We start from the raw sequence: 25,148 nt of genomic DNA, 5'->3' as shown, positions 1-25,148 counted from the left end.
CGACGCACGCGAGGCCGCCGGGCCGCGGGTGGCGATGATGCCCGCGGTTTCGCCGAGTGGGCGGAGAAGCGAACCGACCACGAGTGCGAGCTGTCTCCCCGCTCACCCGTGAGGGGCCCGTTCCACACCGGAACGGGCCCCTCACTCATGGACGGATAGGCTCACTACATGTCTCGTATCGACGGCCGCACCCCCGAACAGCTCCGCCCGGTCACCATCGAACGCGGATGGAGCAAGCACGCCGAGGGCTCCGTCCTCATCTCCTTCGGCGACACCAAGGTCTTCTGCACCGCCTCCGTCACCGAAGGCGTCCCGCGCTGGCGCAAGGGCAGCGGCGAAGGCTGGGTCACCGCCGAGTACTCCATGCTCCCGCGCTCCACCAACACCCGCGGCGACCGCGAATCCGTACGCGGCAAGATCGGCGGCCGCACGCACGAGATCTCCCGCCTCATCGGCCGCTCTCTGCGCGCCGTCATCGACTACAAGGCCCTCGGCGAGAACACGATCGTCCTCGACTGCGACGTCCTCCAGGCCGACGGCGGCACCCGCACCGCGGCCATCACCGGCGCGTACGTCGCCCTCGCCGACGCCGTCGCCTGGGCCCAGGCCAAGAAGCTGGTCAAGGCCGGCCGCAAGCCCCTGACCGGCACCGTCGCCGCCGTCTCCGTCGGCATCGTCGAAGGCACGCCGCTCCTCGACCTCTGCTATGAGGAGGACGTCCGCGCCGAGACCGACATGAACGTCGTCTGCACCGGCGACGGCCGCTTCGTCGAGGTCCAGGGCACCGCCGAGGCCGAGCCCTTCGACCGCAAGGAGCTCAACGCCCTTCTCGACCTGGCCACCGGTGGCTGCGCCGACCTCGCCGCGCTCCAGACCGAGGCGCTTGCCCGCACGCTCGAAGCGTAAAGAAGCAACCAAGGACGCCGCCGTCGGCGTCGTTACCCCCACGGGCGTACGGGCCGAACCGTACGCCCGTCCACAACCCCTGGGAGGGCCCGTTCCATGCGCAGCCGCCGAATAGTCATTGCCGTCGTCACCGCCACCGCCCTGTTCGGGGCCATCGGGTGCAGCGCCGTCGACAAGGCCCTGGACTGCGTCAAGACCGCCGACGCCATCGCCACCAGCGTCGACAAGCTCTCCCAGGCCGTCGGCGCCGCGGCCGACGACCCCACCCAGCTGACCGAGGCCCTCGACGAGATCGACAAGGAACTCGGCAACCTCAAGGACACGACCGACAACGCCGACCTCTCCAAGGCCGTCGACGACCTCACCGAAGGCGTCGCCAACGTCCGCACGGCCGTCGAGAAGGGCGACACCACCCCGGACATCACCCCGGTCACCGACGCGGCCGGCGAGATCGGCAAGGTCTGCACCTCGTAACGCCCATGGGGCGCCCGTAGATACTGGGCGCATGACCCGCCTGATCCTCGCCACCCGCAACGCCGGGAAGATCACCGAACTCCGCGCGATCCTCGCCGACGCAGGTCTTACCCACGACCTCGTCGGCGCGGACGCGTACCCCGACATCCCCGACGTCAAGGAAACCGGCGTCACCTTCGCCGAGAACGCCCTGCTCAAGGCCCACGCCCTGGCCGGGGCCACCGGCCTGCCGGCCGTCGCCGACGACTCCGGCCTCTGCGTCGACGTCTTCGGCGGCGCCCCCGGCATCTTCTCCGCCCGCTGGTCCGGCACCCACGGCGACGACACCGCCAACCTCAAGCTGCTCCTGGCCCAGCTCGCCGACATCGACGACGCCCACAGGGGCGCCCACTTCGCCTGCGCCGCGGCACTCGCCCTCCCGGACGGCACGGAACGGGTCGTCGAGGGCCGACTGCGGGGCACGCTGCGCCACGCCCCGATCGGCACGAACGGCTTCGGCTACGACCCGATCCTCCAGCCGGAGGGCTACGACGTGACCTGTGCGCAGCTGACCCCGGTGGAGAAGAACGCGATCAGCCACCGGGGGAAGGCGTTCCGTGCACTGATGCCGGTGGTGCGTGAACTGCTGAAGTGAAGTGGTGCGGCCGGAGGGACTCGAACCCTCACGGGTGTTACCCCACTGGGACCTAAACCCAGCGTGACTGCCAATTCCACCACGGCCGCGTATCGCCCGGCCATGCTACTGGCCGGGCGTCCGGGCTCAGACGCCGAGGTCCTTGATGATCTTGGCGACGTGGCCGGTGGCCTTCACGTTGTACAGCGCCCGCTCGACCTTGCCCTCCTCGTCGACGACGACCGTCGAGCGGATCACGCCCGTCACCGTCTTGCCGTAGAGCTTCTTCTCACCGAACGCGCCGTACGCCTCCAGCACGGACTTCGACGGGTCGCCGACCAGCGTGACCTTGAGGTCCTCCTTCTCGCGGAACTTCGCGAGCTTCTCCGGCTTGTCGGGGGAGACGCCGATCACGTCGTAGCCCGCGCCCGCCAGGAGCTCCAGGTTGTCGGTGAAGTCGCAGGCCTGCTTGGTGCAGCCGGGGGTCATGGCCGCCGGGTAGAAGTAGACGATGACCTTGCGGCCCTTGTGGTCGGCGAGCGATACGTCGTTGCCGTCCGCGTCGGGCAGGGTGAAGGCCGGGGCGGTGTCGCCGGGCTGGAGTCGCTCGCTCATTCTCGGTTCTCCTCAAGGGGTACGGGCGTACGGCACCGAGCGTAATAGGGGTGCCGTGGGGTGCGGTGGGCGTCGAGCTGACAGACTGTCGAGGAAGAACCGAGGAAGAACTACCGGATACGACGACGGAGGCGGCGCGGTGTCGGACGCCAGGACCCCTGCGCAGATCGAGGCGGACATCATCCGCCGGCGCGAGCGGCTTGCCGAGACGCTCGACGAAATCGGGGTGCGTGTGCACCCCAAGACGATCATTGGGGACGCGAAGGCCAAGGTCGCCGCGACAGTGGACCAGACCGCCGGGCGGGCGTGCGTCGCCGCGAACCGCGTGGTGACGGATGTGAAGGCCCGGTTCGTGCACCCGCACGGCGCGCCCCGGCTGGAGCGTGTGGTGCCGGTGGCGGTGCTCGTCGTGGGCGTCGTGGGGCTCCTCGCGCTGTCCGCCAGGAAGCGGAAGGCGTGACCGGTGTGACCCCGGCGGCGTGCGGATCGGCTTTCGGCAGGTAGGTTCGGTGTCGTGAGCGACAACACCCTCGACAAGCACGACAAGCTGCCGATCAAGATGCTGCACGACCGGGTACTGGTCCGGTCGGACGCCCCCGAGGGCGAGCGGCGCTCGGGCGGCGGCATTCTGATTCCTGCGACCGCGGCCGTGGGCCGTCGGCTGGCCTGGGCGGCGGTGGTCGCCGTCGGGCAGAACGTCCGCACGGTCGAGCCCGGGGACCGGGTGCTGTACGACCCGGAGGACCGGGCCGAGGTCGAGGTGCGCGGCGTCGCGTACATCCTCATGCGGGAGCGCGATCTGCACGCGGTCGCCGCGGACCGCTTCGAGGGTGCCGAGGACTCGACCGGGTTGTATCTGTAGCGGCATCCGTTGCGGCATTCCGTAGCGGTATCTGCAGCAGGACCCGCAGCTGTCGCGATCTTCCGCTGGGCGACGGTCCGGGAAGGGCCTGGTGACTCCGGTCACCGGGCCCTTCCGTGCCGTTTGCTACCTTGTGGGGAACCCGACGAGACGCGCCGTACCGGGCAATGCAAAGACGACGCACCCCGTACGAAGTCCGCGTCCCGGAGGTGCCGTCATGGCCTGGGTTCTGCTTGTTGTCGCCGGTCTGCTCGAGGTCGGCTGGTCGATCGGGATGAAGTTCACCGACGGGTTCACCCGGCTGTGGCCCAGCCTCTTCACCGGTGCCGGGATCGTCGCGAGCATGCTGCTGCTGTCGCACGCGGCCAGGACCCTGCCGATCGGTACGGCGTACGGCGTCTGGGTCGGCATCGGCGCGGCCGGTGCGGCGGTGGTCGGCATGCTGGTGCTGAACGAACCGGCGACCGCCGCCCGGATCTTCTTCGTGGTGCTGCTCCTGGTCGCGGTGGTGGGGCTGAAGGCGACCTCCGGGCACTAGTGCCCCCACGGACGCTCGTCGCACAGCGGCGGCCCCTCGTCACCCGGCGGCGGCCCCGCGGCACTTACAGGCGGCGGGGGACGACGTCCCATCCGCCGGGCCCGTCCGGGTTTTCCGTATCGCCGTCGGTGCCGCCGTCGGAGGGCCCTCCGGTGGTCGAGCCGCCGTCCGTCCTGCCACCGTTCGTGGCCCCGTCCGTCGTGGTGCCGCTGCTGGACGGTCCTGTGGTGGTCCCGCCGGTCGTCGGGCTTCCCGTCGGCGGCCCGCCGTCCGTCGCGCCACCGTCCGTGGACGCGCCGCCGGTCGCCGGGCTCTGCGACTGGCCCTCCGTCCGGCCGTCCTCGGCCGGGCCCGTGGTGTCCGGGGACGTCGACGACTCGTCGTCCGATTCGCTCGGCTCGGCCGGCGGGGGCAGTTCCTCGTCCGTGCCCTCCGTGGGCGCGAGGTCGAAGTCCTTCACCTCCCTGCCCGTCAGCGCCGCCGCCGTGAACTGGCCCCAGATCCGGGCGGGCGCCCCGCCACCGTTGATCCGTGGCAGCCCCAGCGCCCCGTACAGCGGTTTCTGTACGCCGGTGTCGGGGTCCTGGCCCATGACGGCGACGACGGTGGCCAGATCCGGGGTGTAGCCCGCGAACCAGGCTGCCTTGTCCCCCTCCGCGGTCCCGGTCTTTCCGGCGGCAGGCCGGCCGGCGGACAGCGCCGCCATGCCGGTGCCCTGCTCGACCACGCCTCGCAGGACGGCCGTGGTGGTGTCGGCGGCCTCCCGGCTGACGGCCTGCCTCACCGGCGCGTCGGGCAGTTCGATCTCCGTGCCGTCCTTGCTGATGCTCTCGACGAGGGTGTATCTGCCGTGCCTGCCGTGGTTGGCGAGCGTCGCGTAGGCCTCCGCCATGTCGAGGACGCTCGCAGTGGCCACGCCGAGCGCGATGGACGGGGTCGCGGTCAGATCGGGGGTGTTCTCCGGGACGCCGAGCGCGATCGCGGTCTCCCGCACCCTGCTGGGCCGTACGTCCTGGGCCATCTGCGCGTACACCGCGTTGACCGACGCGTCCGTGGCGTCGCGGACGCTGATGTGGCCGTACGAGATGTTGTCCTCGTTCTCCGGGGCGTAGCCGACCGGTCCGTAGGCACCCACCACCTCGCGCTGGTCGGTTCCGTCGTAGACCGTGCTGGGAGTGATGCGGCGGCCGTCCTGGGTCGAGGAGCCGTTCTCGATCGCGGCGGTGAGGACGAACGGCTTGAAGGTGGAGCCGACCTGGTAGTCGCGGCGCGTGGCGTTGTTGACGTACTGCTTGGTGTAGTCGATGCCGCCGTACATGGCGACGACCTGGCCGGTGGCCGGGTCGATGGAGGCGCCGCCGACGCGGACGTTCCGGTCGGCGGGCCGGGTGCCGTCGCGACGATGGGCCATCACATGCTTGTCGACGGCTGCGGCGAAGGCGTCCTGCTTCGCCTTCTCCAGCGTGGTGGTGATCCGGTAGCCGCCGTGTGCCAGGGTGTTCTCGTCGATGATCCTGTTGTTGGTGAGCCAGTCCTCGACGGCCTGGACGACATAGCCGCGCTGTCCGGACAGCCCGGTCGCGGGCCGCGCGGTGTGCGGTGTCGGGAAGGTCAGGGCGGGCCGCTCGGAGGCGGGCAGCCATTGCTCCTTCACCATGCCGTCGAGGGTGTAGTTCCAGCGGGCGAGCGCCTTGGGCAGGTTCTCGGGGTGGGTGGTGACGTCGTACGCGCTGGGGGCGTTGAGCAGTGAGGCGAGGTACGCGCCCTCGGCGGTGCCGATCTCGCTGATGTCCTTGCCGTAGTACGCGTGCGCGGCGGCCTGGATGCCGTACGCGTTGCGTCCGAAGTAGCTGGTGTTGAGGTAGCCCTCCAGGATGTCGGCCTTGCTCTCCTCGCGGTCTAGCTTGATCGCGATGAAGAACTCCTTCACCTTTCGGGTGACCGTCTGCTCCTGCCCCAGGTAGTAGTTCTTGACGTATTGCTGGGTGATCGTGGAACCCGACTGTCGGCCCTTGCCGGTGACGGTGTTCCAGCCGGCGCGGACCATCGCCAGCGGGTCGACGGCCCGCTCGGAGTAGAAGTCGCGGTCCTCGGCGGCGAGTACCGCGTGCTGGACGGTCCGCGGGACCTGGACGAGCTGGATGTTCTCCCGGTTGACCTCGCCGTCGCGGACGATCTGGGTGCCGTCCTTGTAGAGGTAGACATTGGACTGGGCGGTGGCCGCGGAGTTGGCGGGCGGGATGTCGACGAGCATGTAGCCGGCGAGGAAGCCGCCGATCAGGACCAGCGCGAACAGCAGGAACGCCCCGAGCGTCATCCGCCAGGTGGGGATCGCCCGGCGCCAGCCGGTGCGCCTCGGGCGGGTTCTTGCGCCCACGCCGCCTACGCCGCCCACGCCGCCTACGCCGCCCATGCCGCCTACGTCGTCCACGCCGCCCTTGCCGAACCTGCCACCTCTTCCGCCCCTGCCGCCCACATCGCCCGGCCGGCTGGGCGTGGGTCCGACCATCGTCGGATCCCGCGGATCCCAGCGCTGCTGCTGTGGCTCGTCGCTCATGTCTGTGGAGACTCCTCGGCCCCGACCGGAGGTCTCCCTCCGGAGTAACGGTGTCATTTCGGGCGATTCGCTTGGTGTGCCCATACTGCACTTCTCGCCCTGCTAACCCCCGGACCCCCGCTCGGAATACGGTCGCGGCGACCAGTTCCGCTCGGCTAGGGTCGGGCGCTTTGGTGCGTTTCGGCATATGCGCTGGGAGGAGGGGCTGTTGTGAGGCTCTACGCGGTCGTTGCGGCAGGTGGATTCCGGCGCTATGCGACGTACCGAGTGGCGACGGCGGCGGGAGTGTTCACCAACACCGTTTTCGGCTTCATCATGGCGTACACCTATATCGCCCTATGGGATGAGCGGCCGCAGCTCGGCGGCTACGACCTCTCCGAGGCGCTGACCTATGTGTGGCTGGGTCAGGCCCTGCTGATGACCTGCGCCATGATGGGCGGCGGTTTCGAGGACGAGCTGATCGAGCGGATCCGTACCGGCGACATCGCCATCGATCTCTACCGGCCCGTCGATCTCCAACTGTGGTGGCTGGCAGGTGACTTGGGCCGCGCTGCGTTCCATCTGCTCGGCCGCGGCGTGGTGCCGATGCTGCTCGGCGGCCTCGCCTTCGATCTCGCGCTGCCCGTCTCCCCGCTCGCCTGGCCGGCCTTCCTGCTCGCCGTGACCCTCGGGGTGGTGGTGAGCTTCGCGGTGCGCTATCTGGTCGCGCTGTCGGCGTTCTGGCTGATGGACGGCGCGGGCGTCATGCAGATCACCTGGCTGGCCGGGCTGTTCTTCTCCGGGATGCTGCTGCCGCTCACCCTCTTCCCCGGCGCGCTCGGCGAACTGGCCCGCCTTCTGCCCTGGTCCTCACTGCTCCAGGTCCCGGTGGACGTCCTCCTGGGCAAGTACACGGGATGGGGCCTGGCCGAGGCGTACGCCTTCCAGGCCGGGTGGGCGGTGGCGCTGCTCGGCGCAGGGCGGCTGCTGCAGTCGGCCGCGACGAGGAGGGTGGTGGTCCAGGGTGGCTGAGCGGCAGCGGCCGGGGGTGGTGCGGAGGCTGCGGAGCGTGCCGCCGGGCGGACTGCGAGGCGGGCTGCGGGCCTATGTCCTCATCGCCGTGATGTGGATGCGCTCGACGATGACGTACCGCGCGTCCTTCGCGATGACGGCGTTCGGGAACTTCGCGGCGACGTCGTTCGACTTCGTCGTGATTCTGCTGATGTTCGCGCATGTGGACGCGCTCGGCGGGTACAGCCTGCCCGAAGTCGCCTTCCTGTACGGCGCGGCCGGCACCGCCTTCGGCCTGGCCGACCTGGTCATGGGGTCGATGGACCGGCTGGGGCGGCGGGTGCGCGACGGCACGCTGGACACCCTGCTGGTGCGGCCCGCCCCGGTGCTCGCGCAGGTGGCGGCGGACCGCTTCGCGCTGCGCCGGCTCGGCCGGATCACCCAGGGTCTGCTGGTGCTCGGCTACGCGCTGCTCGTGCTGGACATCGCGTGGACGCCGCTGCGGGTCGCCATGGTGCCGATGATGGTGCTCAGCGGCGCGGCGATCTTCGCGTCGATGTTCGTGACGGGCGCGGCGTTCCAGTTCGTCGCGCAGGATGCCGCGGAGGTGCAGAACTCCTTCACGTACGGTGGCAACACGCTGCTGCAGTACCCGCCGACAATCTTCGCGAAGGACCTGGTGCGGGGCGTGACCTTCGTCGTACCGCTCGCCTTCGTCAACTGGCTGCCCGCGCTGTACGTCCTGGGGCAGCCCTATCCGCTGGACCTGCCGCGCCCGCTGGCGTTCGCGCCGCCGCTCGTCGCGGCGGTGTGCTGCGTGTTCGCCGGACTCGCCTGGCGGGTGGGCCTTCGTTCGTACCGGAGCACGGGGAGCTGACGCGTCATGGACTTCATCGAACTCGACGGGGTGGAGAAGGTCTTCGACGTACGGCGCAGGACAGGCCTGCTGCGCCGCGAGAAGACGCAGGTACGGGCGGTCGACGGCATCACCTTCCGGGTGCCGCGCGGCGAGATGGTCGGCTACATCGGCCCGAACGGCGCCGGAAAGTCCACCACCATCAAGATGCTGACGGGCATTCTGACGCCGAGCGGCGGACGGCTGCGCGTCGCCGGCATCGACCCGTCGCGCGAGCGGACCCGGCTGGCGCAGCGCATCGGCGTGGTCTTCGGGCAGCGCACGACGCTGTGGTGGGACCTTCCGCTGATCGACTCGTACCGCCTGGTCCATCGCATGTACCGGATCCCCGACGCACGCTACCGGGAGAACCTGGAGCGGTGCGTGGAACTGCTGGACCTGGGCGAGCTGCTGAACGTACCCGTACGGCAGCTGTCGCTCGGGCAGCGCATGCGCGGCGACATCGCGGCGGCGCTGCTGCACGACCCGGAGGTGCTCTACCTCGACGAGCCGACGATCGGCCTCGATGTGATGTCGAAGGCGAAGGTGCGGGAGTTCCTGCGGAATCTGAATGCCGAGCGCGCGACGACCGTGCTGCTGACGACGCACGATCTGACCGACATCGAGCAGCTGTGCAAGCGGGTCATGGTCATCGACCACGGGCGGCTGATGTACGACGGCGCGCTGGCGGGGCTGCACGAGGTGGGGGCGAGCGAGCGGACGCTGGTGGTGGACCTGGAGCGGCCGCTGCCGCCGATCGAGGTGGCGGGGGCGCGGACGGTACGGGTCGAGGGGCCGCGGCAGTGGCTGTCGTTCCCGGCGTCGGAGTCGGCGGCGCCGATCGTGGCCGCGATCGCGGCGGAGTATCCGCTGGTGGATCTGTCGGTACGGGAGCCGGACATCGAGGCGGTGATCGCGAAGATGCTGTACCGCATGGAGGACCGGCCGGGCAGCCGGGTGGCCCGCGGCGCTTGAGACCTGGAGCAGCGCGCACCCCTGCGCCGTCGGCCGCGGCCTTACTCGCTGAGCTCTGGCTTCCAGCGCGAACCCGCGTGGCGGGCGAGGGCGGCGATGAGTGCTTCGTGCTGCTCCTGGGTCATGGGGCCGAGGGCGCAGAGTGGCCAGCGCCCTGCCGTGCTCCGGGGGGAGCGGGGATGGACCATGCCCGCAGGGTTTGTGGAGTTGGTGCGCGTCCCCTTCTCCTCGGGCTGGATGTGCAGTGCGGCGTAGCTGGGGCCCCAGTGGAACTCCGCGGCGTGCTCCAGCGTGACGGCCGTCGCGAAGCTCCAGCTGTACGTCCGGCGCCCAGCGGGGCCACCGACGGGCGTCGCATGGCGCGGGTCCGTGGTGGTGATTCCGGCAGCGTCGACGCGGAGTGACCAAGGGCGCCTGTCGTTGAGTGCGCGCCGGTGCCGCCTCCAGTTCAGGGTCGCCGCCCCGAGCTTCCGTCCGTACATGACATGGGGAATCGCATAGAGCGCGAAGGCACCTATGAAGACGACCAGGGCCGGAAAGTCGATGTCGATGTCATAGATGTCATCGTCCATCGGGTCGTCCGAGACCGCCAACGCCACCACTTCCGTGCCCAGGTAGATGAGCGGCAACGTAAGGATGGCGAAGAGAAGCCAGTGGTGTAACAGGGGCCGGCGACCAGGTGTCGCGTATGCGGAGATGGGTTCCTGCCCGGTCCAGGTGATCTCGAAGGCGTCTTGGGTGTCCGGCGCCTGATGTGTGAGGGCGCGGGTCGATGCGGTCTGCGGCACACGCTCGGTGTCGGGTTCGCCTGTTCCTGCATCGGGCGTGGCGACGGTCGGCCGGAGTTGCTCCAGGCGTTCGTAGACGGCTGACGCGGTCTGAGGGCGTCGACCCGGGTCGCGTTGCAGCAGGTCTTTGAGCAACTTGGCAACGGCTTCCGGGACTTCGGGGCAAAGGCTGTTCAACGACGGCGGCTCGTCGTCGAGTTTGCGGCGGATGACGGAGAGGGGGTTGCCGTCACCGAAGGGAGGCTTGCCGGTGAGCAGGGCGAAGAGGACGCCGCCGAGGGCGTAGAGGTCGGAGCGTTCGTCACCGCGCTGGTCGAGGAACTGTTCCGGTGCGCCGTAGAGGGCGGTGCCGACGGGGGCGAGCATGGAGGTGGGGGCGACGGTGAAGGTGTGGGTGTGGGTGAAGCCGGCGATGCCGAAGTCGACGACTTTGATGCTGCTGTCGGCGGTGAGCATGACGTTGGACGGTTTGATGTCGTAGTGGACGACCTTGGCCCGGTGGGCGGCGACGAGGGCGGCGCAGATCTCCTGGGCGATCTTCAGGGCCCGCGCCGGCGGCATGGGGGCCTGCTCGTGCATGTGGTGGGCGAGCGTGGTGCCGTCGATGTGCTCCATGACCAGGAACTGCAGGCCGTCGTGGATGCCCCGGTCGTAGAGGGAGACCACGTTGGGGTGGTTGATCTGTGCGGCGGCCACGGCTTCGCGCTCGAACCGATGGTGCAGGTCCGGCGAGGCGTCGTCGTCGCGTACGAGCAGCTTGATGGCCACGTTGCGGTGGAGGTCACGGTCGCGGCCGGCCCAGACCTCGCCCATCCCGCCCCGGCCGAGCCGCTCGCGCAGCTCGTACTTGCCCGCGATCAGTGTGCCGCGCTCCACCCTGCACCTCCAGAGACCCGCCCTGCGCCCCATCGCCGACCGAAGCCAGTGTTACGGATCACGCCCGGGGCCGGGGGCCGGTTCCCGATGCCGGCCCGGTCGCCCACACCGACCGGACAGCAGCGGTGAGTCCAGCCGGTGAGGCTGGCGAGCGGTCGGCGTCCGCGGCCGGGGTCCGCGGTCGGCTCCGCGGTCGGTGCTGTAGGCGCTGTGGGTGCGGCGATGGCAACTCGGATTGACTAGGCTGACCGTATGACGAGCGATCTTCCGGAAATGCGGGCTTCCGACGCCGAGCGGGAGCTGATCGCCGAGCGGCTGCGCGACGCGGTGGCCGAGGGGCGACTCGACATGGAGGAGTTCGAGGAGCGCCTGGACGCCGCGTACAGGGCGCGTACGCGTGGAGAGTTGGAGCCGCTGGTACGGGATCTCCCCGCACCGGGAGGCAGCTCGGCAGCGCCGCTCGCCGCCGTACCCGCAGCCGACGGTGCCGTGGACTGGTCCCGGCGTGTGGGTCAACCGCCCACGTCCACGGGGGCGTTCGCCTTCTGGAGCGGGTTCCTGCGCAGGGGCACGTGGACCGTCGGTCGTACCTTCACCGCTGTCGCACTCCAGGGCGGCGGCGAGATCGATCTTCGGGATGCGAACTTCGAGGACCGCGAGATCGTGATCCGCTGCTTCACGCTCATGGGTGGCATCCAGGTCACCGTTCCCCCGGAGCTGCACGTCGAGGTCAAGGGCTTCGGCTTCATGGGCGGCTTCGACGAGAAGGACGTGGACGAGGCCGTTGTCGCGCCGGGCTCGCCCCGCGTGGTGATCACCGGCTTCGCCCTGATGGGCGGCGTCGGCGTGGAGCGCAAGATGCGCAAGGCCGACAAGCTGCGGCTGAAGGAGGCCCGCCGCCGTGCACGCCTGGAGAAGGGCGAGCGCGGCGCGGAGGCGCGGGACGAGCTCGAGTAGCGCGCCCGCCGCGCCCGCCGCGCCCGCCGTTCCCACTCCCACGTCCGCGTGCCACGCGGCCGTGGGAACTCGACGTGCGTCCCAGGAGTAGGTCAGATAGGGAAGGGACGATACGTACGCGGACGGGTGGAGCGGATGAAAAGAACGGATCGCGCCAATCCGGATCCCCAGGGGGTCCCCGGAGAGCCCGGGACGGTGGCGGCGAACGAGCCCGGGACGGTGGCGTCCTGCGCCGCGCAGTGGCCTGGGCCGGGGGCGGGGGCGTCCGCTGCCCCAGCGGCGGCCGGGCAGAACGGGTCGTCCGGGAATCCTGACCAGTCGGCTGCGCAGGAGGCTGGGTTCGGGTCGGGGATGTCCGGTGCCACGCAGGGGCCTGGGCCTGGGCTTGGGTCGGGGGCGTCCGCTGCTCCTGCGGCGGCCGCCGGTCCTGGTGGGACCGCGGGCCCAGAACTGGCAGGCGGCACCGGGTCCGCCGATGCCCGGCCCGGCGGAGGGGCGGCCAGTGGCGCGGCAGGTGACACGGACATGGCAGCGGCCGGTGGCGCAGCACGTGGGGCCGGCCGGACGGCCGGAGGTGCCAGAGGTGCCGGAGGTGGGACCGGCCGGGTAGCCGGAAGCGCGGCAGGCGCCACAGCCGACGGCGAGGTGCGTGACAGTGGCGGAAGCATCGTCGGCGGAGCCGGCAGAGGCCCCGCGGGCGGCACCGGCGGAGGCCCCGCGGGTGGCACCGGCATGACAACGGCCGAAAGTGCGGCAGGCGGCGCAGCCGGGAGCCCGGCGGGCGCCACAGCCGAAAGTCCGGCAGGCGGCACCGGCGGAGGTCCGGCGGGTGGCACCGGCATGACAACGGCCGAAAGTGCGGCAGGCGGCGCAGCCGGGAGCCCGGCGGGCGGAACCCGCCGAGGCCCGACAGGCCGCACCGGCTCGGCGGCCACCTCCGCGACGACCGCCGGAGGCACCCGCCCCGCCCCCCTCGCCTCGTTCGCTTACACCGCCGCCGACGAGGAGAAACGCCGCGGCGTACGCCGGATGAAGTCGATGGCCACCGGTCTGCTCCTGCTCGTCGCGGTGATCTTTACGCTCGCCACCTGGGCGAAGAACTCGGGAATCGACGGCTGGCCCGGCTACGTCGCCGCGGCCGCCGAAGCCGGCATGGTCGGCGCGCTCGCCGACTGGTTCGCGGTCACCGCGCTGTTCAAGCACCCCCTCGGCATCCCCATCCCGCACACCGCGATCATCCCCACCAAGAAGGACCAGTTCGGCTCGTCCCTCGGCTCGTTCGTCGGCGAGAACTTCCTCTCCGGCGAGGTCGTCCGGGCCCGACTGAGCGGCCTCTCCCTCGGTGGACGGCTCGGCGCCTGGCTCGCTGAGCCCGCGCACGCCGACCGGGTCACCGCCGAGCTGTCGACCGCCCTGCGCGGCGCGCTCACCGTCCTCCGGGACGCCGACGTCCAGGCGGTCGTCAGCGAGGCGATAACACGCCGGGCCGAGGCCGCCGAGATCGCGCCCGGCATCGGCAAGACCCTCGACAAGGTCGTCGCGGACGGCGCCCACCACCGCGCCGTCGACCTGATCTGTGCCCGCGCCGCCGACTGGCTGGTCGAGCACGGCGACTCCGTCATGGACGCGGTCCAGGGCGGTGCCCCCGGCTGGACCCCGCGTTTCGTCGACCGGAAGGTCGGCGAGCGCGTCTACAAGGAGCTGCTCCGCTTCGTCACGGAGATTCGGGACATGCCCGCCCACCCGGCGCGCGGCGCGATCGACCGGTTCCTCGCCGACTTCGCGTCCGACCTCCAGGCCGACACGGACACCCGCGTGCGGGTGGAGCGCATGAAGTCGGACATGCTGTCCCGCACCGAGGTGCAGGACATCATCGCCTCCGCATGGTCTTCCGTACGCGCCATGATCATCTCGGCCGCCGAGGACGAGCGCAGCGAGCTGCGCCTGCGCGCCCGCGCGTCCCTCATGTCGTTCGGTGCCCGACTGGCGACGGACGGCCGGATGCAGCAGAAGCTGGAGGGCTGGGTCGAGGACGTCGCGGTCTACATCGTCACGACGTACCGCGAGGAGATCACGTCCCTCATCAGCGACACCGTGGCGAGCTGGGACGCCGAGCACACCTCGCGCAAGATCGAGGCACACATCGGCCGTGACCTGCAGTTCATCCGTATCAACGGCACGGTCGTCGGCGCGCTGGCCGGTCTGCTGATCTATACGGTCGCGCATGCGCTGGGTGCGTGAGAAAGTGCTGGGCGCGTAGACCGGACCCTGTCGTCCGGTTACGCGCCCAGCCACCATGGGGGAGTGTCCATACGTACGTACGGGACCCCGCCCCCGTTCAGTCCCGTGTGGAGCGGATCGCTCAGGCCGCTCGACGGCTGACGGCCCACGATGCGAGCGCCACCCCACCCGCCACGGTGAACACAGCCGGCCACGCCCCCACCTTCTTGGCCAGCGGATGCGACCCGGCGAACGCGGCCACGTACGCCGCACTCAGCCCCGCCGCGGCCTTCCCCCCGGCCTCCTGCTGCCACTGCCGTGCGGCGACCGCCCCGGCGGCGGCCAGCGCGACCCCGCCGAGCGGTCGCTTCTTGGTCCACCGGGCGACGCCGTAGCCCCCGATGAGGCCGCTCGCCGCGACTGCCGCTGCCGGAATCCTCGCCATGATTGCCGCCCTTCGTTCGGTCTTGGACTGGCTTGAGCCTAACGAGGGGGTTCGGTGGGCAGGGGCCGGGCCGAGGCCGGGCAGAAACCGGTCCGAGGCCGGGCCTGGGCCCGGGCCCTGCCCTGCTCCGGGCCGCCCGCCCATTGCCCACCGCGTACCGCCTCCCGCGCACCGCGCACCCGCAAAGCGCCCACCGCACGGCGCGCACCCGCAAAGCGCCCACCGCGCACCGTGCAGCGCGCACACCCGCCGTCAGTGGAAGAACTGCCCGCGCACGGCCCCGTCAGGGAACTCCGCCGTGTGGATGTTGGAGTAGTAGTCGCGCGGGTTCTCCCGGACCCGCTTCACCACGTCCGGGTTCTGCCCGGCCAGCCGCCCGCTGACGGCGAAGATCCCGTCCGGCACCGGCCGGTTGAAGAAGTCGAAGACGACGTCGCCGTTCTTGCCGAACTTGCCCTTGTGGACGTGGCCCTTCGACGGGCTCTGGATGTTGACCCAGGCGAAGGAGTAGTCCACGGCCGTTCCCTTCGGGTGCAGGAACGTGACCGCGTGCCCGTCCGGGTCGCCGACCTTCGAGGCGTCGTTCTTCGGGACTTCCTGGTCGCCGTTGGCGAGCGCCCGCAGCTTGCCGCCCTTGACGATCTCCAGCGGGTTGATGTTCCGCTTGAGCGGCTTCAGCTGGCCCCGCACCGCCCCGCCCGGGAACTCCGCGCTGTGCAGGTTGACGTAGAAGCCGGCGGGGTTGCTACGGATACTCTCGGCCAGCTTCGCGTCGGTGACCGCGACCTGCCCGGCCGCCGAGTGCACCGTGTCGGGCATCGCGCTGCCGAACAGTGGCACCTTCACCGCCCCGTTCTTCCCGGCGACGCCCTCGTGGATGTGGCCGAGGCTCGGCACGAAGCCCTTCCACTGCAGTGCGAACGTGACCCGGTCGCCCTTCACCTTCACCAGGGCGATCGCCTTGCCGTCCCGGTCGTTCACCGCGGGCCCGCCCTGGACGGTCACCTCGTTGGCGCCGGAGAGCTCGGCGGCGAGCGTCACCGCCTTGCCGGCAGCCGGCGTGGTGAACGCAGCGGCGTTGCCCGTCTTCGTACCGCCGCCCCCCGAACCATGGCTGCCATGCCCGCCGCCGTGCGCGATCGCCGGAGTAACACCCGCAACACCGACAACAATTGCCGCTGCCGTCACCGCGAGAAATCGCTTCTGCATTGTTCTCATCCTCCCGTTGAGGCCGACTCGTATCGAGTCGGTCGCCGGGAAGTACGCGCCGCGGCTCGCGATTGTTCAACAGAAAATCTCATTAATTCGATTGAACCGCGGGTCAGTTGCGGCCGTACAACCCTACGTACCCACACACATCGAACCGGGGGATCACCATGCGCAGCGCCCGTACCAGAACGACGCTCCTCGCCGCTCCGGCGGCCGCACTCGTCCTGCTCACGCTGACCGCCTGCGGCGGGTCCGACGAGCCCGCGGACGCATCCGCGGGCAAGCCCGCCAAGTCCGCCAGGACCGCAGCCTCGGTCAAGATCGCGGACTCCCCGCTCGGCCGGATCCTGGTCGACGATTCGGGCCGTACGCTGTACGGATTCAGCAAGGACAAGCCCGGCGCCGCGAGCGCCTGCGACGACGACTGCATCGCGGTCTGGCCGGCCCTCACCTCGGCCGAGGACGTCACGGCCGGCAGCGGCACCAACGCCTCCCTGCTGAAGGAGACCAAGCTCGGCGAGGGTGCGGAGCAGGCGACGTACGGGGGCTGGCCGCTCTACTACTACGTCGGCGACGCGACGCCCGGCGACCTCAACGGGCAGGGTCTGGACGGCGAGTGGTTCGTGATCGCGGCGGACGGAAAGCTCATCAAGAAAGCGGTCTGACGTCACCCGGAATTCGTCTCTCCTTTCCTTCACGATTTCGTAACCGCCGTAATCCAGTTCGGTTACGGTCACCCGTGGACCTGCGGTGGCTGGAATTCAGCTCTTCCGCCCGCCGCGGCCTGCCATTCCTGGTGGACAGAGGTGTGGCGACCGGGGAGGAGGCCGCAGCGACCAGCAGATCCGTGGACAGAGCCGCCTTCCGGACAGCCGGATCCGTTGCGATGACGGGCCGCGGAACGCACCCTGGAGTAAGAGGTAGGGAGACCGTTATGCCCACGCTCGAGGAACAGATCGACATCACGGCACCCGGTGAAGTGGTCTGGGACCATTTGCACAAGGTCGAGGACTATCCACGGTTCGTCGGAGGCGTACGGGAAGCCCGGCGCGAAGGCACCACCGGCGTACACATGGACCTGGAGACCGGCGGCGGCACGGCCCGCGGGATCGACGCTGCCACCGACGACCTCCGCCCCAACGAGACGATGACCTGGAGAACCACGGAGGGACCGCACCTGAGCGGCTCCGTATCGCTCCTCCCCATCGACGCGACCCACACCAGGATGCAGCTACGCATGGAGTACGACCCCGCCGAGGCGCACAATGCCTTCGGGGGGCCCAAGGGCTTTGCCCAGTCCTCCGCCATCGAACGGACCGTCCGGGAGGACCTCCACCAGTTCAAGGACCTGGTGGAGCAGGCACACCCCACCAAGTAACGCCACGATGCCCCGCACGCAGGGGCTGACGGAACCGTACGGCGAAGGTGACCCGTCATGACGCAACACTGGAACATCGACTTGTCGTTCGAGGAAGACGGAACCCGGACCGCCTGCAAGGCCTCGCTCAGCGGGGAGAATGCCCCCGGCGTCCAGGGCATGGGAGTAGCCAGGCGTAGCCCCGGCGACACCCCGGACGCGAAGATAGGCGAGGAACTCGCAGCAGCCCGCGCCTGCTCCGAACTGGCCCACGAGCTTGTGGGCCGAGCCGCCGCCGATGTGGAGAGCCACACCCACAGGCCGGCCGACATCGCCATATGACCCAACCCGACACCAACCCGACACACCAAGAACGCGACACCAAGAGGCCAGGGCCGGGGCATCAGCCCCGGCCCTCGGCGTACCCGGCGGCGTACCCGGCTTCAAGCGCCGGCCGGCGTACCCGGGTTTCGGTGCGGACCGCACCGCGTACCCGGGTTTCACCGCACCGCGTACCCGGGTTTCGGGGGTCCGGCCGCGCCGCGGCGCAGCCGGAGGTGGGAACCTCAGCCCCAGGCCCTGGGCGTACCCCGGACCTCGAACCCCCCGAGCCCCTCGGGCTCCTCCTCCCGCACCTCGACCCCGCTCACCTTCGCCGTCGGCGGCCCCTGCCGAGCCCAGCGCACCAGCGTCTCGACGGCGTCCGCCTCCCCCTCGAACACGGCCTCGACATCCCCGTCGGCCAGATTCCGCACCCACCCGGACACCCCGTACTCCAGAGCCACGCGCCTGCACGTGTCCCTGTAGAACACGCCCTGGACCAACCCTGAGACGATCACGCGCTTCCGCACCATGACTCCGGATCGTACGAGCCACCAGGCCGACGGCGAGGACGACGCGGCGCGAGCCCCGGGTCTGCCCCGCTTGCTCGTTCGCCGTCAGGTTGCCGTCATGCTGCCGTCAGGGCCAGAGCTTGTACGTCACCTCTTGCGGCGCGTTCGCCGGCTTGCTGTCGGTGGTGAACTCGATGTGCAGCTGGGTGAAACGCATTTGCTCGGGATGCTTGTCCCAGCGCTCCGGGAGCTCGAGCCTGACGCTCACGGGGTAGGAGTGGAACGTGCCTGCGGCGCAGTAGGGGACGCAGTCGTTCACGTAGTTGAGCCCGCTGCCCGTGGCGGTGGTCCGCCCCCACGCCGACCACTTGAGCTGGGTGAGGCCGTTGTTGCCGTCCCCACAGGCGATCAAGTACTCGCCTGGCCGCACTTGCGGCTTCGAGAAGCAGTCGACGACCACCACGACGTCGACACGCGGCTGTGACCCTGCGGACGGGGAAGCGGAAGTGGAAGCGGATGCCGGCGCAACGGCCACTGCGAGCGCCGTAGCGGCATAGACCAGGACCGCTGCCTTCAGCTTGTGTCTCTGCATGTCTGCTCCCAGCCGTCTCTCTGAGCCCACATGGCCCCGCGTATACACCTTGACCCGCCGCGCCCTGCGATATCCGCACCCGGAGGGGTGCTCCGGACAGGCGCTGCCGACCTCCTCCCACCGGTTGCTCCTGTATCGACGCTACGACCGCGCCGGGGGACACACCAACCGCAAAGGTGACAATTTCACAGAGCAACACATACCTACCCGCATTCATCGAGCAGCGTCAGGCGGGGGCGATCGTCCGGGCCCGTTCGTGCAATGCTCCCGCGTGCTGGTTTCGCAGGTGGGGACGGATCGCGGCCATCATTGACCGGTACCGGTCATCACAGCGCCCCGACTGCACGTGCCGGTAGTCGTCGAGCATCCTGTGCAGAGACCGTCATCGGAGACCAGGTCTTCAGCGTCCGGATCGACTCGGGGTTGTTGGACTGGCGTACCGATTACGACCGGCTCACGTAACCGTCATGGACCCTCCACCCGGCATCACCGAAGCCCTGCACCGCTATCTCACCCTCTTCGGTCTGGTCTTCGGAGCATTCGACTTCGCCGTCGACCGCGACGGTGGATGGTGGTTCCTGGAATGCAACGCGTCCGGTCAGTGGGCGTGGCTGGAGCCGGAAACCGGACTGCCCATGGTCGCGGCCATGGTCGACCTACTGGAACGGAAACACCGATGAGCGGCGACAAGACCCTTCGCGAGGACCTGGTCGATCGCCTGGCCGCCAGTGGTGACCTGCGATCGCCGCAATGGCGACAGGCTGTGCTCGACATCCCTCGCCACGAGTTCCTGCGAGGCGGCTTCTTCCAACGAGTGGACGGCAACGGCCCGACCGGCTGGGAGCCGGTCATGCCCGACGCCGCCGCGTGGCTACCGGCCTGCTACTCGGACGAATCGCTGGTGACCCAGATCGCGGGCACCGTCGTCCCAGCCGATATCCAAGGCCGGATCCTGCGCCCGCCGACCAGCTCCAGTACGCTGCCCAGCCTCGTCGTTCGAATGCTCGAGGAACTCCGCGTCGAGGACGGGATGCGGGTCCTGGAGATCGGTACCGGCACGGGCTACTCCACCGCGCTCATGTGTCACCGACTCGGTGATGACCATGTGACCTCGGTCGAGGTCGACGAGGATGTGTCGAGCAGTGCCCGAGCTTCACTCGGCGCGGTCGGCCATATGCCCGGACTCGTCGTACGCGACGGCCTGACCGGCTACGAGGCAGCCGCTCCGTATGATCGGATCATCGCGACCTGCGGCGTCCTCGACATCCCCGCGAACTGGCTCGCGCAGACCCGGCCCGGGGGCCAGATCCTCGCTACCGTGTGCGGCTGGCTGTACTCCTCCGAACTCGCCCGCTTGACCGTGCACAAGGACGGCAGCGCCACCGGCCGTCTCCTCGGCGGACAGATCTCCTTCATGCTCGCCCGCCCTCAGCTCCCGCCGCCGCTCGGGATGCTGCCCGACATGAACGTCGGCGAAGAGCGCGAAGCGGCCCTCGGCGCGGACGCTCTCGACGACTGGACCGCCCGCTTCGTAGCCCAGCTCGCAGCCCCGAGAGCCCAACGCGTCCAGATGTCGTTCGACGGGGGCCACGCAGCGGACGTGCTGCTGGACGTGGAGGCCGGCTCGTGGGCGGCACTGCACCGAGAGGGCGGCCGCTGGCTCGTACGGCAGGGCGGCCCGGGCCGTGTGTGGGACGAGGTCGAGGACCACGTTGCCCGCTGGCGTCGGGACGGCGCACCTGGCCTCGATTTCCTCATCACGGCCACACGGGACGAGTAAACGATCAAATGGACGACCTGACAGAGTTTACCGTCACGCCTCTACCAGAACGAGGCGTGACTGGTTGCCGGTCAGCCCAGCCGGCCCTCTCGCAGGGCACTGACAAAGTGTGTCCAGGCGTCAGGCGCGGCGCTGATGCGCGAGCCGTCGCGGCGCTTGCTGTCCCGTACTGCCGCTTGAGTGGTCACGAGGCGGACCTCGACGCACTCCCCGCCGGATCCGTTGCTGTAGCTGCTCTTGAACCACCCGTCGTGGTCGCCGGGGCTGATCGTGGTGCTCATCGGGAGTGCTCCTCCAGTACGCGCTTAATCAATGCAGCCGATCGCGGCGGGCTGGAGGCGACGGCTCGCAGGTTGTCGAACGCTCTCGTGTACTGGCCCACGTCGCTGGGTGTTTCCAGGTAGATGGCGTCCGTCAGTCCGTCTCGATACACCATGTCGGGGTCCTCCTGCTCCGGGAAGCCGAGGATGGTGAAGGCACCGGTCGCGGGATATGTTCCGGCGTCGAACGGAAGAACCTGCAGTGTCACATTCTTCAACTCGCCTACTTCCAGCATACGGTTGAGCTGCTGCCGCATGAGAGTTCGGCTCCCTATGACGTGGTGCAGCACGCTCTCATGAACGATGCACCACAAGTCGGGCGCGCCTTCCTGGGTGAGCATCGCCTGTCTCTCCATGCGTACGTTTACCGCCCGTTCCAGATCCGCGGCCACGAGCTGGTTGGAGACCCGATGCAACTCGGCCGCATAGTCGGACGTCTGCATCAGGCCGGGGACGAACTCGCATTGGTACTGTCGCAGGTTCGAAGCATCCTGCTCCAGGCCGATGTAGACGGAGAACCACTGGGGGACTCCCGCCCCGTGTGCCTGCCACCAACCCCGGACCTTTGACTCCTTCGCGAGAGACTTCAGGAACTCGCGGAGCTCGTCCGTCGTGTCGTAGAAGCGGCAGAGCGCGTCCACATCCGAAGGCTGTACGCGGCCGCTGCCCGTCTCCAGCCGGTTGACCTTGGAGCCGCTCCAGTCGAGAGCCTGGCCGACCTGATTGCAGGTCAGCTTGTTCTCCTCGCGGAGCTTCTTGAGCTCGATCGCCAGTCGACGGCGACGCGCGGTCGGGGATCCGGCCAAGGTAACTCCTCCAGCGTTAGGGGATGTTCAGTCTGCTGGGAAGCCGGCGTGCAGCCAATCACTCGAACCGGCGAATCCCGTCGTGCACATTGCACGAGAGGATGTGCGCTGCCATGCTCACATACGTCGACACGACATGTAGTCGACCGACGTCACTCGGTGACCGGCCTTGAGCCGGCGGCGCGAAAGGGGTGCGGCATGGAAGTCGATCACTGCATGCCGAGAAAGCCGTGGGAACTGCCCTTCCTCGCAGAACCGCGGGAGTTGGCCCCGCTGCGTCGGATCATGCGCCAGCGCCTCGACATGTGGGGGCTAAACGAGTCCGTGGAAGTGGCCCAACTCTGCGTCAGCGAACTCGTGTCGAACGTCATTACCCACGTTGGGGTAGGCACGCCGACGACACTTGCCGTCGCGATGCGGGGGGCGCGCCTGCGGATCGAGGTCCACGATCCGGATACCCGTGCTCTGCCGACTCTCCTCGCTCCCGAAGAGGAGGCGGAGAAGGGTCGTGGGATCGGCCTGGTGGATGCAGTCGCTGACGCGTGGGGCGTCATCCTGCGCTCCGACACCAAGGTCACCTGGTGCGAACTCGTGACAAGCCTCACTTCGCGCCTCGGCCGCACAGGCGACCCCCGTGTCGCACGGGCGGAGGCACTGTTAAGCCTCTACGGTGTCGCGGGATCGCCGGAGACTGAAGAGCGCAGCCGATTGAGCGTCGCTGGTGCGGAACAGACCGCGATCGACGTGATCGCCGACCTCCTCCATTGGCTACGCGATCAGGGGTGCGACCCGGACGAAGTCCTAGATCATGCACAGATGCGCTTTGATGCTGAAGTCGGCGCGGCCTGAGCGGACCAGGACACCCTTACGCCACTGAGCCCGCCGTGCCATTTTTCCTTATCTCTGCCCGCAAAGCGTCTGGCGTGCGCCATGCTGCGCCCCGATGGCTGGTGTGGCACATGCGGTGGCAGTTGGAACAGAGGAACGCAAGGTCATCAAGTCTGGTCTCGCGCGGGCCTGAGATATAGAGAGGCAGAACGTGATGCACCTCGATGTAGCCCTCGCCGAGTGGTCCGTAGGCGCGGCTGAAATCGAAGGAGCAAACCTCGCACTCAAGCGGGCGTCCCAGCTTGCGCGCTTGGTCGACCTTCCGTCTTCGGAGGCGAGGGTCCCGCTCCCTGGAAATCGCCCAACGTGCGAGCAGGCGACCCTCCATGGCGGTGGAGCCGTCTTCGGCGACCTCATCAGGTTGCTCAGGAATCAGTGCGAGCTGCCCAGAGCCGATGCCTTCCTCCAGTGCTTGCGCTGCCTGGAGCATCTCGGCTTCGCGCTCGACAAATGCCTCAATGATATGTCTGTCCAGGCCGCTGCCCTTCGTGGCTTTGCCTGTATACGCCGGATGATTCGTGGCCAGATCTGTGGTCTTGCGGCTCACGCTCCCGATCGACCGGTACTCGGGGAGCTCGTGGGCGATGCCCTCGTGGATCGGAAGCGACCGCAGCAGCTCAGACAGATCAGCAACTGCGTGATCACCCACTCTGAGCTCACGCCAGCCGTTCCTGACGACCAGAGCACAGGCCAGCAGCAACTCGTCCCAAGTCCACGCGGGGCTACGCATAGGCAATATCGTATGAGTGTTCGCCATGTGGCGGGGGCCGTTCCACGTGGGTGCCGGGAGTGCTGCACACTGGGGAGGCTCGATTGTCAGTGGGGTCTGTCACCCTCTGTGATGGTGGATTGCGTTGAGTGTCCATCGTTGTTCGAAGTGAAGGAGGGGGCATGGCCCGCACCAATGAGCTGAAGTACAGCTCTGTTGAGATCTGCGCCGGCGCGGGAGGTCAGGCCGTCGGCTTGCACGACGCAGGTTTCAAGCATGTGGCGCTGATCGAGATCGACAAGGACGCCTGCGAGACGCTTGAAGCCAACGTGGCTAGCCACGAGGAGTGGAAGGGCTGCCGGGTCCTGAAGGAAGACCTCAAGGAGTTCGATCCGGCCAGCCTCGGTCTGAGGCTCAGTGACGGCGCAGACGCCCGGCGTGGGGATGACGCTGGGAACCCTCCGGCGCGGGCTGAGCAGGTCAGGTCCGAACTGCCGCGTCTCGACCTTCTCGCCGGTGGCGTTCCCTGCCCGCCGTTCTCTGCGGCGGGCAAACAACTGGGCGAGGACGATGAGCGAGATCTGTTCCCCATCATGTTGCGTTTGGTGCGTCGCCTCGATCCCAAGGCTGTCATGATCGAGAACGTTCGCGGACTCATGGATCCCAAGTTCGAGGACTACCGCAAGAGGATCCTCAGTGAACTGGAGGGCATGGGGTATGCGAAGTGCCTCTGGGAAGTGCTGGAGGCCAAGGACTACGGGGTGCCTCAGCTGCGTCCCCGCAGCATCCTCGTCGCGATGAAGTGTGAATACGAGCCGTACTTCTCGTTCCAGGCTCCTGTAAGGCCCACCTTGAAATCAGTGGGCGAGGCATTGCATGACAGCATGAAGGACCGATTCGACGACGCAGACGATCCCCGTGCTGAGGACGCTTTCAAGAAGTGGTACGAGAGCGCTCTAACGGACGTTGCGCCCACTCTCGTGGGCGGTTCCAAAAAGCACGGCGGTGCTGATCTTGGGCCGACGCGGGCAAAGAAAGCCTGGCGGGACCTCGGTGTATGTGCGATGGGTGTCGCTAACGAGCCCGAAAAGATGACGGATCCTGGGCGGGACCTCTTCGCGGAAGCGGGTCCGAAGCTGACGGTGAAGCAGGCTGCCCTGATCCAGGGTTTCCCGACGCATTGGCCGATCAAGGGGCGTAAAACGGCTGCTTACCGGCAAGTTGGCAACGCATTCCCGCCTCCGGTCGCCCAGGCAGTCGGTGAGCGGATCTATCAGGCGTTTGAAGACGCAGCCGATGCCGGGGTCAGCTGACTTTGTTGGTCCCCTGCGCAGCGCGCATTTGGCTGACGGTTGCAGCGATCTTGGCAGCGCAGACATCGGCGGACTCGTGCTCCCAGAAGCGGAGCACGGTCCACCCCGCGTCGAGGAGACGCCTGTCGGTGTCCCGGTCCCGCGCCACGTTTCGTGCGACCTTGTCCGACCAGTAGCCGGGATTCGTCCGGGGGGGCACGTAGTGCTCCGGGCAGCCGTGCCAGTAGCAGCCGTCGATGAAGACAGCGACTTTGGCTGGACGGAAGACCATGTCAGCAGTACGGCGAAGGTCTGGCAGAGGCTTCGCCGCCACGCGGTATCGCAACCCTTGCGCATGCACGAGTCGGCGGATGAGCCGCTCCGGCTGAGTGTCCCGGCTGCGGATCGCCTGCATGTTCCTACGTCGCCCGGCGGACGAGGCCCACGAGCCTGGCGGGAGTGGCTCCATGTCTGCCAACGATGCCTCCGTGATCAAGGCCAGTAACCTGAGGCGGTCAGATGAATCGCGCTCAGGGGGGCAGATGAACTCTATGCCAATGTCAACGGGTGCCGCAGGGGACCCTGGTGCTGAACCCGCAGGGGCGGGCGCCGTCCCAGACTGGCTGCCTGAGTTGTTCGCATGGAAGTTTC

At 68.8% G+C, this 25,148-nt stretch carries 29 protein-coding genes, 1 tRNA gene and 1 riboswitch; of the genes, 18 read left to right on the top strand and 12 right to left on the bottom strand.

Going from position 1 to position 25,148, the window contains the following annotated elements; all coding sequences use genetic code 11:
* Window positions 1-168 precede the first annotated feature (168 nt).
* From rph to rdgB, 3 genes are all read left to right on the top strand, one after another.
* Window positions 169-906: a ribonuclease PH gene (rph, locus tag ACZ6ZQ_RS21040; RefSeq protein WP_469770029.1), complete on the top strand. Its 738-nt coding sequence runs from the start codon at window positions 169-171 to the stop codon at window positions 904-906.
* A gap of 96 nt (window positions 907-1,002) precedes the next feature.
* Window positions 1,003-1,380, top strand: a complete 378-nt coding sequence (locus ACZ6ZQ_RS21035) for a hypothetical protein (RefSeq protein ID WP_469770028.1) — start codon at window positions 1,003-1,005, stop codon at window positions 1,378-1,380.
* A gap of 31 nt (window positions 1,381-1,411) precedes the next feature.
* Complete coding sequence (gene rdgB, locus ACZ6ZQ_RS21030) at window positions 1,412-2,014, top strand: RdgB/HAM1 family non-canonical purine NTP pyrophosphatase (RefSeq protein WP_469770027.1); 603 nt, start codon at window positions 1,412-1,414, stop codon at window positions 2,012-2,014.
* 2 nt (window positions 2,015-2,016) lie between these two features.
* Here the strand turns inward: rdgB and ACZ6ZQ_RS21025 are convergent.
* Window positions 2,017-2,103: transfer RNA gene (locus ACZ6ZQ_RS21025), tRNA-Leu, on the bottom strand.
* 37 nt (window positions 2,104-2,140) lie between these two features.
* Entirely contained in the window at window positions 2,141-2,608 is a 468-nt protein-coding gene (gene bcp, locus ACZ6ZQ_RS21020; protein ID WP_453668069.1) for a thioredoxin-dependent thiol peroxidase, read from the bottom strand.
* A gap of 139 nt (window positions 2,609-2,747) precedes the next feature.
* Between bcp and ACZ6ZQ_RS21015 the strand changes: the two genes are divergently transcribed.
* The 3 genes from ACZ6ZQ_RS21015 (at window position 2,748) to ACZ6ZQ_RS21005 (ending at window position 4,008) form a co-directional block, all read left to right on the top strand.
* Window positions 2,748-3,068 carry a DUF3618 domain-containing protein gene (locus ACZ6ZQ_RS21015; protein ID WP_469770026.1) on the top strand — a complete coding sequence of 107 codons (321 nt, stop codon included), beginning with the start codon at window positions 2,748-2,750 and terminating at the stop codon, window positions 3,066-3,068.
* Window positions 3,069-3,122: 54 nt separating this feature from the next.
* Window positions 3,123-3,470: a GroES family chaperonin gene (locus ACZ6ZQ_RS21010; RefSeq protein WP_453668067.1), complete on the top strand. Its 348-nt coding sequence runs from the start codon at window positions 3,123-3,125 to the stop codon at window positions 3,468-3,470.
* Window positions 3,471-3,594: 124 nt separating this feature from the next.
* Window positions 3,595-3,655: riboswitch (guanidine-III (ykkC-III) riboswitch) on the top strand.
* A gap of 32 nt (window positions 3,656-3,687) precedes the next feature.
* A complete protein-coding gene (locus ACZ6ZQ_RS21005; RefSeq protein WP_453668066.1) occupies window positions 3,688-4,008 on the top strand; it encodes a DMT family transporter in 321 nt (106 codons plus the stop codon).
* A 64-nt stretch (window positions 4,009-4,072) separates the two neighbouring features.
* Here ACZ6ZQ_RS21005 and ACZ6ZQ_RS21000 read toward each other — a convergent pair whose 3' ends face one another.
* Window positions 4,073-6,565: a transglycosylase domain-containing protein gene (locus ACZ6ZQ_RS21000; RefSeq protein WP_469770025.1), complete on the bottom strand. Its 2,493-nt coding sequence runs from the start codon at window positions 6,563-6,565 to the stop codon at window positions 4,073-4,075.
* 210 nt (window positions 6,566-6,775) lie between these two features.
* Here ACZ6ZQ_RS21000 and ACZ6ZQ_RS20995 point away from each other — a divergent pair, with 210 nt between their 5' ends.
* The 3 genes from ACZ6ZQ_RS20995 to ACZ6ZQ_RS20985 are packed head-to-tail and all read left to right on the top strand — an operon-like array spanning window position 6,776 to window position 9,425.
* Complete coding sequence (locus ACZ6ZQ_RS20995; protein ID WP_469770024.1) at window positions 6,776-7,576, top strand: ABC transporter permease; 801 nt, start codon at window positions 6,776-6,778, stop codon at window positions 7,574-7,576.
* Window positions 7,577-7,592: 16 nt separating this feature from the next.
* Window positions 7,593-8,432 (top strand): ABC transporter permease, encoded by an 840-nt coding sequence (locus tag ACZ6ZQ_RS20990; protein WP_469770103.1) that lies wholly within the window; start codon window positions 7,593-7,595, stop codon window positions 8,430-8,432.
* A gap of 6 nt (window positions 8,433-8,438) precedes the next feature.
* Complete coding sequence (locus ACZ6ZQ_RS20985; protein WP_469770023.1) at window positions 8,439-9,425, top strand: ABC transporter ATP-binding protein; 987 nt, start codon at window positions 8,439-8,441, stop codon at window positions 9,423-9,425.
* A 41-nt stretch (window positions 9,426-9,466) separates the two neighbouring features.
* On the opposite strand, the gene ACZ6ZQ_RS20980 is transcribed toward ACZ6ZQ_RS20985, so the two are convergent.
* On the bottom strand, window positions 9,467-11,089 hold the full coding sequence (locus ACZ6ZQ_RS20980) for a serine/threonine-protein kinase (RefSeq protein WP_469770022.1): 1,623 nt from the start codon (window positions 11,087-11,089) through the stop codon (window positions 9,467-9,469).
* 252 nt (window positions 11,090-11,341) lie between these two features.
* Here ACZ6ZQ_RS20980 and ACZ6ZQ_RS20975 point away from each other — a divergent pair, with 252 nt between their 5' ends.
* Together ACZ6ZQ_RS20975 and ACZ6ZQ_RS20970 are read left to right on the top strand one after the other, a co-directional pair.
* Window positions 11,342-12,046: a DUF1707 SHOCT-like domain-containing protein gene (locus ACZ6ZQ_RS20975; protein WP_469770021.1), complete on the top strand. Its 705-nt coding sequence runs from the start codon at window positions 11,342-11,344 to the stop codon at window positions 12,044-12,046.
* A gap of 840 nt (window positions 12,047-12,886) precedes the next feature.
* A complete protein-coding gene (locus ACZ6ZQ_RS20970) occupies window positions 12,887-14,287 on the top strand; it encodes a DUF445 domain-containing protein (RefSeq protein ID WP_469770020.1) in 1,401 nt (466 codons plus the stop codon).
* Window positions 14,288-14,408: 121 nt separating this feature from the next.
* Here ACZ6ZQ_RS20970 and ACZ6ZQ_RS20965 read toward each other — a convergent pair whose 3' ends face one another.
* Window positions 14,409-14,711, bottom strand: a complete 303-nt coding sequence (locus tag ACZ6ZQ_RS20965; protein ID WP_469770019.1) for a hypothetical protein — start codon at window positions 14,709-14,711, stop codon at window positions 14,409-14,411.
* 252 nt (window positions 14,712-14,963) lie between these two features.
* Window positions 14,964-15,920: a CHRD domain-containing protein gene (locus ACZ6ZQ_RS20960; RefSeq protein ID WP_469770018.1), complete on the bottom strand. Its 957-nt coding sequence runs from the start codon at window positions 15,918-15,920 to the stop codon at window positions 14,964-14,966.
* Window positions 15,921-16,087: 167 nt separating this feature from the next.
* Between ACZ6ZQ_RS20960 and ACZ6ZQ_RS20955 the strand changes: the two genes are divergently transcribed.
* The 3 genes from ACZ6ZQ_RS20955 to ACZ6ZQ_RS20945 all read left to right on the top strand — a co-directional run bounded on the left by ACZ6ZQ_RS20955 (window position 16,088) and on the right by ACZ6ZQ_RS20945 (window position 17,619).
* Window positions 16,088-16,585 carry a COG4315 family predicted lipoprotein gene (locus ACZ6ZQ_RS20955; RefSeq protein ID WP_469770017.1) on the top strand — a complete coding sequence of 166 codons (498 nt, stop codon included), beginning with the start codon at window positions 16,088-16,090 and terminating at the stop codon, window positions 16,583-16,585.
* A gap of 269 nt (window positions 16,586-16,854) precedes the next feature.
* Entirely contained in the window at window positions 16,855-17,298 is a 444-nt protein-coding gene (locus tag ACZ6ZQ_RS20950) for an SRPBCC family protein (protein WP_469770016.1), read from the top strand.
* 57 nt (window positions 17,299-17,355) lie between these two features.
* Window positions 17,356-17,619, top strand: coding sequence for a DUF1876 domain-containing protein (locus tag ACZ6ZQ_RS20945; protein WP_469770015.1), 264 nt, complete (start codon window positions 17,356-17,358; stop codon window positions 17,617-17,619).
* A 224-nt stretch (window positions 17,620-17,843) separates the two neighbouring features.
* Here ACZ6ZQ_RS20945 and ACZ6ZQ_RS20940 read toward each other — a convergent pair whose 3' ends face one another.
* Entirely contained in the window at window positions 17,844-18,131 is a 288-nt protein-coding gene (locus ACZ6ZQ_RS20940; RefSeq protein WP_469770014.1) for an acylphosphatase, read from the bottom strand.
* Between the two features lie 106 nt (window positions 18,132-18,237).
* Window positions 18,238-18,702, bottom strand: coding sequence for a hypothetical protein (locus tag ACZ6ZQ_RS20935; protein WP_469770013.1), 465 nt, complete (start codon window positions 18,700-18,702; stop codon window positions 18,238-18,240).
* A 467-nt stretch (window positions 18,703-19,169) separates the two neighbouring features.
* Here ACZ6ZQ_RS20935 and ACZ6ZQ_RS20930 point away from each other — a divergent pair, with 467 nt between their 5' ends.
* Both ACZ6ZQ_RS20930 and tgmC read left to right on the top strand, forming a co-directional pair.
* Window positions 19,170-19,382, top strand: coding sequence for a hypothetical protein (locus ACZ6ZQ_RS20930; RefSeq protein WP_469770012.1), 213 nt, complete (start codon window positions 19,170-19,172; stop codon window positions 19,380-19,382).
* Window positions 19,379-20,482: an ATP-grasp peptide maturase system methyltransferase gene (gene tgmC / locus ACZ6ZQ_RS20925; RefSeq protein ID WP_469770011.1), complete on the top strand. Its 1,104-nt coding sequence runs from the start codon at window positions 19,379-19,381 to the stop codon at window positions 20,480-20,482. The genes ACZ6ZQ_RS20930 and tgmC overlap by 4 nt, the downstream gene beginning before the upstream one ends.
* A 71-nt stretch (window positions 20,483-20,553) precedes the next feature.
* On the opposite strand, the gene ACZ6ZQ_RS20920 is transcribed toward tgmC, so the two are convergent.
* Window positions 20,554-20,763, bottom strand: a complete 210-nt coding sequence (locus tag ACZ6ZQ_RS20920; protein ID WP_469770010.1) for a DUF397 domain-containing protein — start codon at window positions 20,761-20,763, stop codon at window positions 20,554-20,556.
* Window positions 20,760-21,608, bottom strand: a complete 849-nt coding sequence (locus tag ACZ6ZQ_RS20915) for a helix-turn-helix domain-containing protein (protein ID WP_469770009.1) — start codon at window positions 21,606-21,608, stop codon at window positions 20,760-20,762. The genes ACZ6ZQ_RS20920 and ACZ6ZQ_RS20915 overlap by 4 nt, the downstream gene beginning before the upstream one ends.
* Window positions 21,609-21,806: 198 nt before the next feature.
* On the opposite strand from ACZ6ZQ_RS20915, the gene ACZ6ZQ_RS20910 reads away from it, so the two are divergent.
* Entirely contained in the window at window positions 21,807-22,457 is a 651-nt protein-coding gene (locus ACZ6ZQ_RS20910; RefSeq protein ID WP_469770008.1) for an ATP-binding protein, read from the top strand.
* A gap of 16 nt (window positions 22,458-22,473) precedes the next feature.
* On the opposite strand, the gene ACZ6ZQ_RS20905 is transcribed toward ACZ6ZQ_RS20910, so the two are convergent.
* The gene (locus ACZ6ZQ_RS20905) at window positions 22,474-23,226 is read right to left on the bottom strand and encodes an HNH endonuclease (RefSeq protein WP_469770007.1); all 753 of its coding nucleotides are present in this window, start codon (window positions 23,224-23,226) and stop codon (window positions 22,474-22,476) included.
* A gap of 161 nt (window positions 23,227-23,387) precedes the next feature.
* Between ACZ6ZQ_RS20905 and ACZ6ZQ_RS20900 the strand changes: the two genes are divergently transcribed.
* Entirely contained in the window at window positions 23,388-24,518 is a 1,131-nt protein-coding gene (locus tag ACZ6ZQ_RS20900) for a DNA cytosine methyltransferase (RefSeq protein ID WP_469770006.1), read from the top strand.
* Here the strand turns inward: ACZ6ZQ_RS20900 and ACZ6ZQ_RS20895 are convergent.
* Window positions 24,511-24,966: a very short patch repair endonuclease gene (locus tag ACZ6ZQ_RS20895; protein ID WP_469770102.1), complete on the bottom strand. Its 456-nt coding sequence runs from the start codon at window positions 24,964-24,966 to the stop codon at window positions 24,511-24,513. The two genes, ACZ6ZQ_RS20900 and ACZ6ZQ_RS20895, sit on opposite strands and share 8 nt — an antisense overlap.
* Window positions 24,967-25,148 lie beyond the last annotated feature (182 nt).

The organism is Streptomyces sp. NPDC053673 (assembly GCF_055585225.1).
The sequence above is the reverse complement of the archived record's forward strand: the minus strand, read 5'-3'. Positions and strand labels throughout refer to the sequence as shown.

What these genes read in the sequence shown, in the direction of transcription:
- ACZ6ZQ_RS20940 (WP_469770014.1), bottom strand. Translation starts at nt 18,131, where the DNA reads ATGGTGCGGAAGCGCGTGATCGTCTCAGGGTTGGTCCAGGGCGTGTTC.
- rph (WP_469770029.1), top strand. Translation starts at nt 169, where the DNA reads ATGTCTCGTATCGACGGCCGCACCCCCGAACAGCTCCGCCCGGTCACC.
- ACZ6ZQ_RS20905 (WP_469770007.1), bottom strand. Translation starts at nt 23,226, where the DNA reads ATGCGTAGCCCCGCGTGGACTTGGGACGAGTTGCTGCTGGCCTGTGCT.
- ACZ6ZQ_RS20985 (WP_469770023.1), top strand. Translation starts at nt 8,439, where the DNA reads ATGGACTTCATCGAACTCGACGGGGTGGAGAAGGTCTTCGACGTACGG.
- ACZ6ZQ_RS21005 (WP_453668066.1), top strand. Translation starts at nt 3,688, where the DNA reads ATGGCCTGGGTTCTGCTTGTTGTCGCCGGTCTGCTCGAGGTCGGCTGG.
- ACZ6ZQ_RS20945 (WP_469770015.1), top strand. Translation starts at nt 17,356, where the DNA reads ATGACGCAACACTGGAACATCGACTTGTCGTTCGAGGAAGACGGAACC.
- ACZ6ZQ_RS20970 (WP_469770020.1), top strand. Translation starts at nt 12,887, where the DNA reads ATGACAACGGCCGAAAGTGCGGCAGGCGGCGCAGCCGGGAGCCCGGCG.
- rdgB (WP_469770027.1), top strand. Translation starts at nt 1,412, where the DNA reads ATGACCCGCCTGATCCTCGCCACCCGCAACGCCGGGAAGATCACCGAA.
- ACZ6ZQ_RS20910 (WP_469770008.1), top strand. Translation starts at nt 21,807, where the DNA reads ATGGAAGTCGATCACTGCATGCCGAGAAAGCCGTGGGAACTGCCCTTC.
- ACZ6ZQ_RS21000 (WP_469770025.1), bottom strand. Translation starts at nt 6,565, where the DNA reads ATGAGCGACGAGCCACAGCAGCAGCGCTGGGATCCGCGGGATCCGACG.
- ACZ6ZQ_RS20900 (WP_469770006.1), top strand. Translation starts at nt 23,388, where the DNA reads ATGGCCCGCACCAATGAGCTGAAGTACAGCTCTGTTGAGATCTGCGCC.
- ACZ6ZQ_RS20935 (WP_469770013.1), bottom strand. Translation starts at nt 18,702, where the DNA reads ATGCAGAGACACAAGCTGAAGGCAGCGGTCCTGGTCTATGCCGCTACG.
- bcp (WP_453668069.1), bottom strand. Translation starts at nt 2,608, where the DNA reads ATGAGCGAGCGACTCCAGCCCGGCGACACCGCCCCGGCCTTCACCCTG.
- ACZ6ZQ_RS20920 (WP_469770010.1), bottom strand. Translation starts at nt 20,763, where the DNA reads ATGAGCACCACGATCAGCCCCGGCGACCACGACGGGTGGTTCAAGAGC.
- ACZ6ZQ_RS20955 (WP_469770017.1), top strand. Translation starts at nt 16,088, where the DNA reads ATGCGCAGCGCCCGTACCAGAACGACGCTCCTCGCCGCTCCGGCGGCC.
- ACZ6ZQ_RS21035 (WP_469770028.1), top strand. Translation starts at nt 1,003, where the DNA reads ATGCGCAGCCGCCGAATAGTCATTGCCGTCGTCACCGCCACCGCCCTG.
- ACZ6ZQ_RS20975 (WP_469770021.1), top strand. Translation starts at nt 11,342, where the DNA reads ATGACGAGCGATCTTCCGGAAATGCGGGCTTCCGACGCCGAGCGGGAG.
- ACZ6ZQ_RS20950 (WP_469770016.1), top strand. Translation starts at nt 16,855, where the DNA reads ATGCCCACGCTCGAGGAACAGATCGACATCACGGCACCCGGTGAAGTG.
- ACZ6ZQ_RS20960 (WP_469770018.1), bottom strand. Translation starts at nt 15,920, where the DNA reads ATGCAGAAGCGATTTCTCGCGGTGACGGCAGCGGCAATTGTTGTCGGT.
- ACZ6ZQ_RS20895 (WP_469770102.1), bottom strand. Translation starts at nt 24,966, where the DNA reads ATGGAGCCACTCCCGCCAGGCTCGTGGGCCTCGTCCGCCGGGCGACGT.
- tgmC (WP_469770011.1), top strand. Translation starts at nt 19,379, where the DNA reads ATGAGCGGCGACAAGACCCTTCGCGAGGACCTGGTCGATCGCCTGGCC.
- ACZ6ZQ_RS20930 (WP_469770012.1), top strand. Translation starts at nt 19,170, where the DNA reads ATGGACCCTCCACCCGGCATCACCGAAGCCCTGCACCGCTATCTCACC.
- ACZ6ZQ_RS20965 (WP_469770019.1), bottom strand. Translation starts at nt 14,711, where the DNA reads ATGGCGAGGATTCCGGCAGCGGCAGTCGCGGCGAGCGGCCTCATCGGG.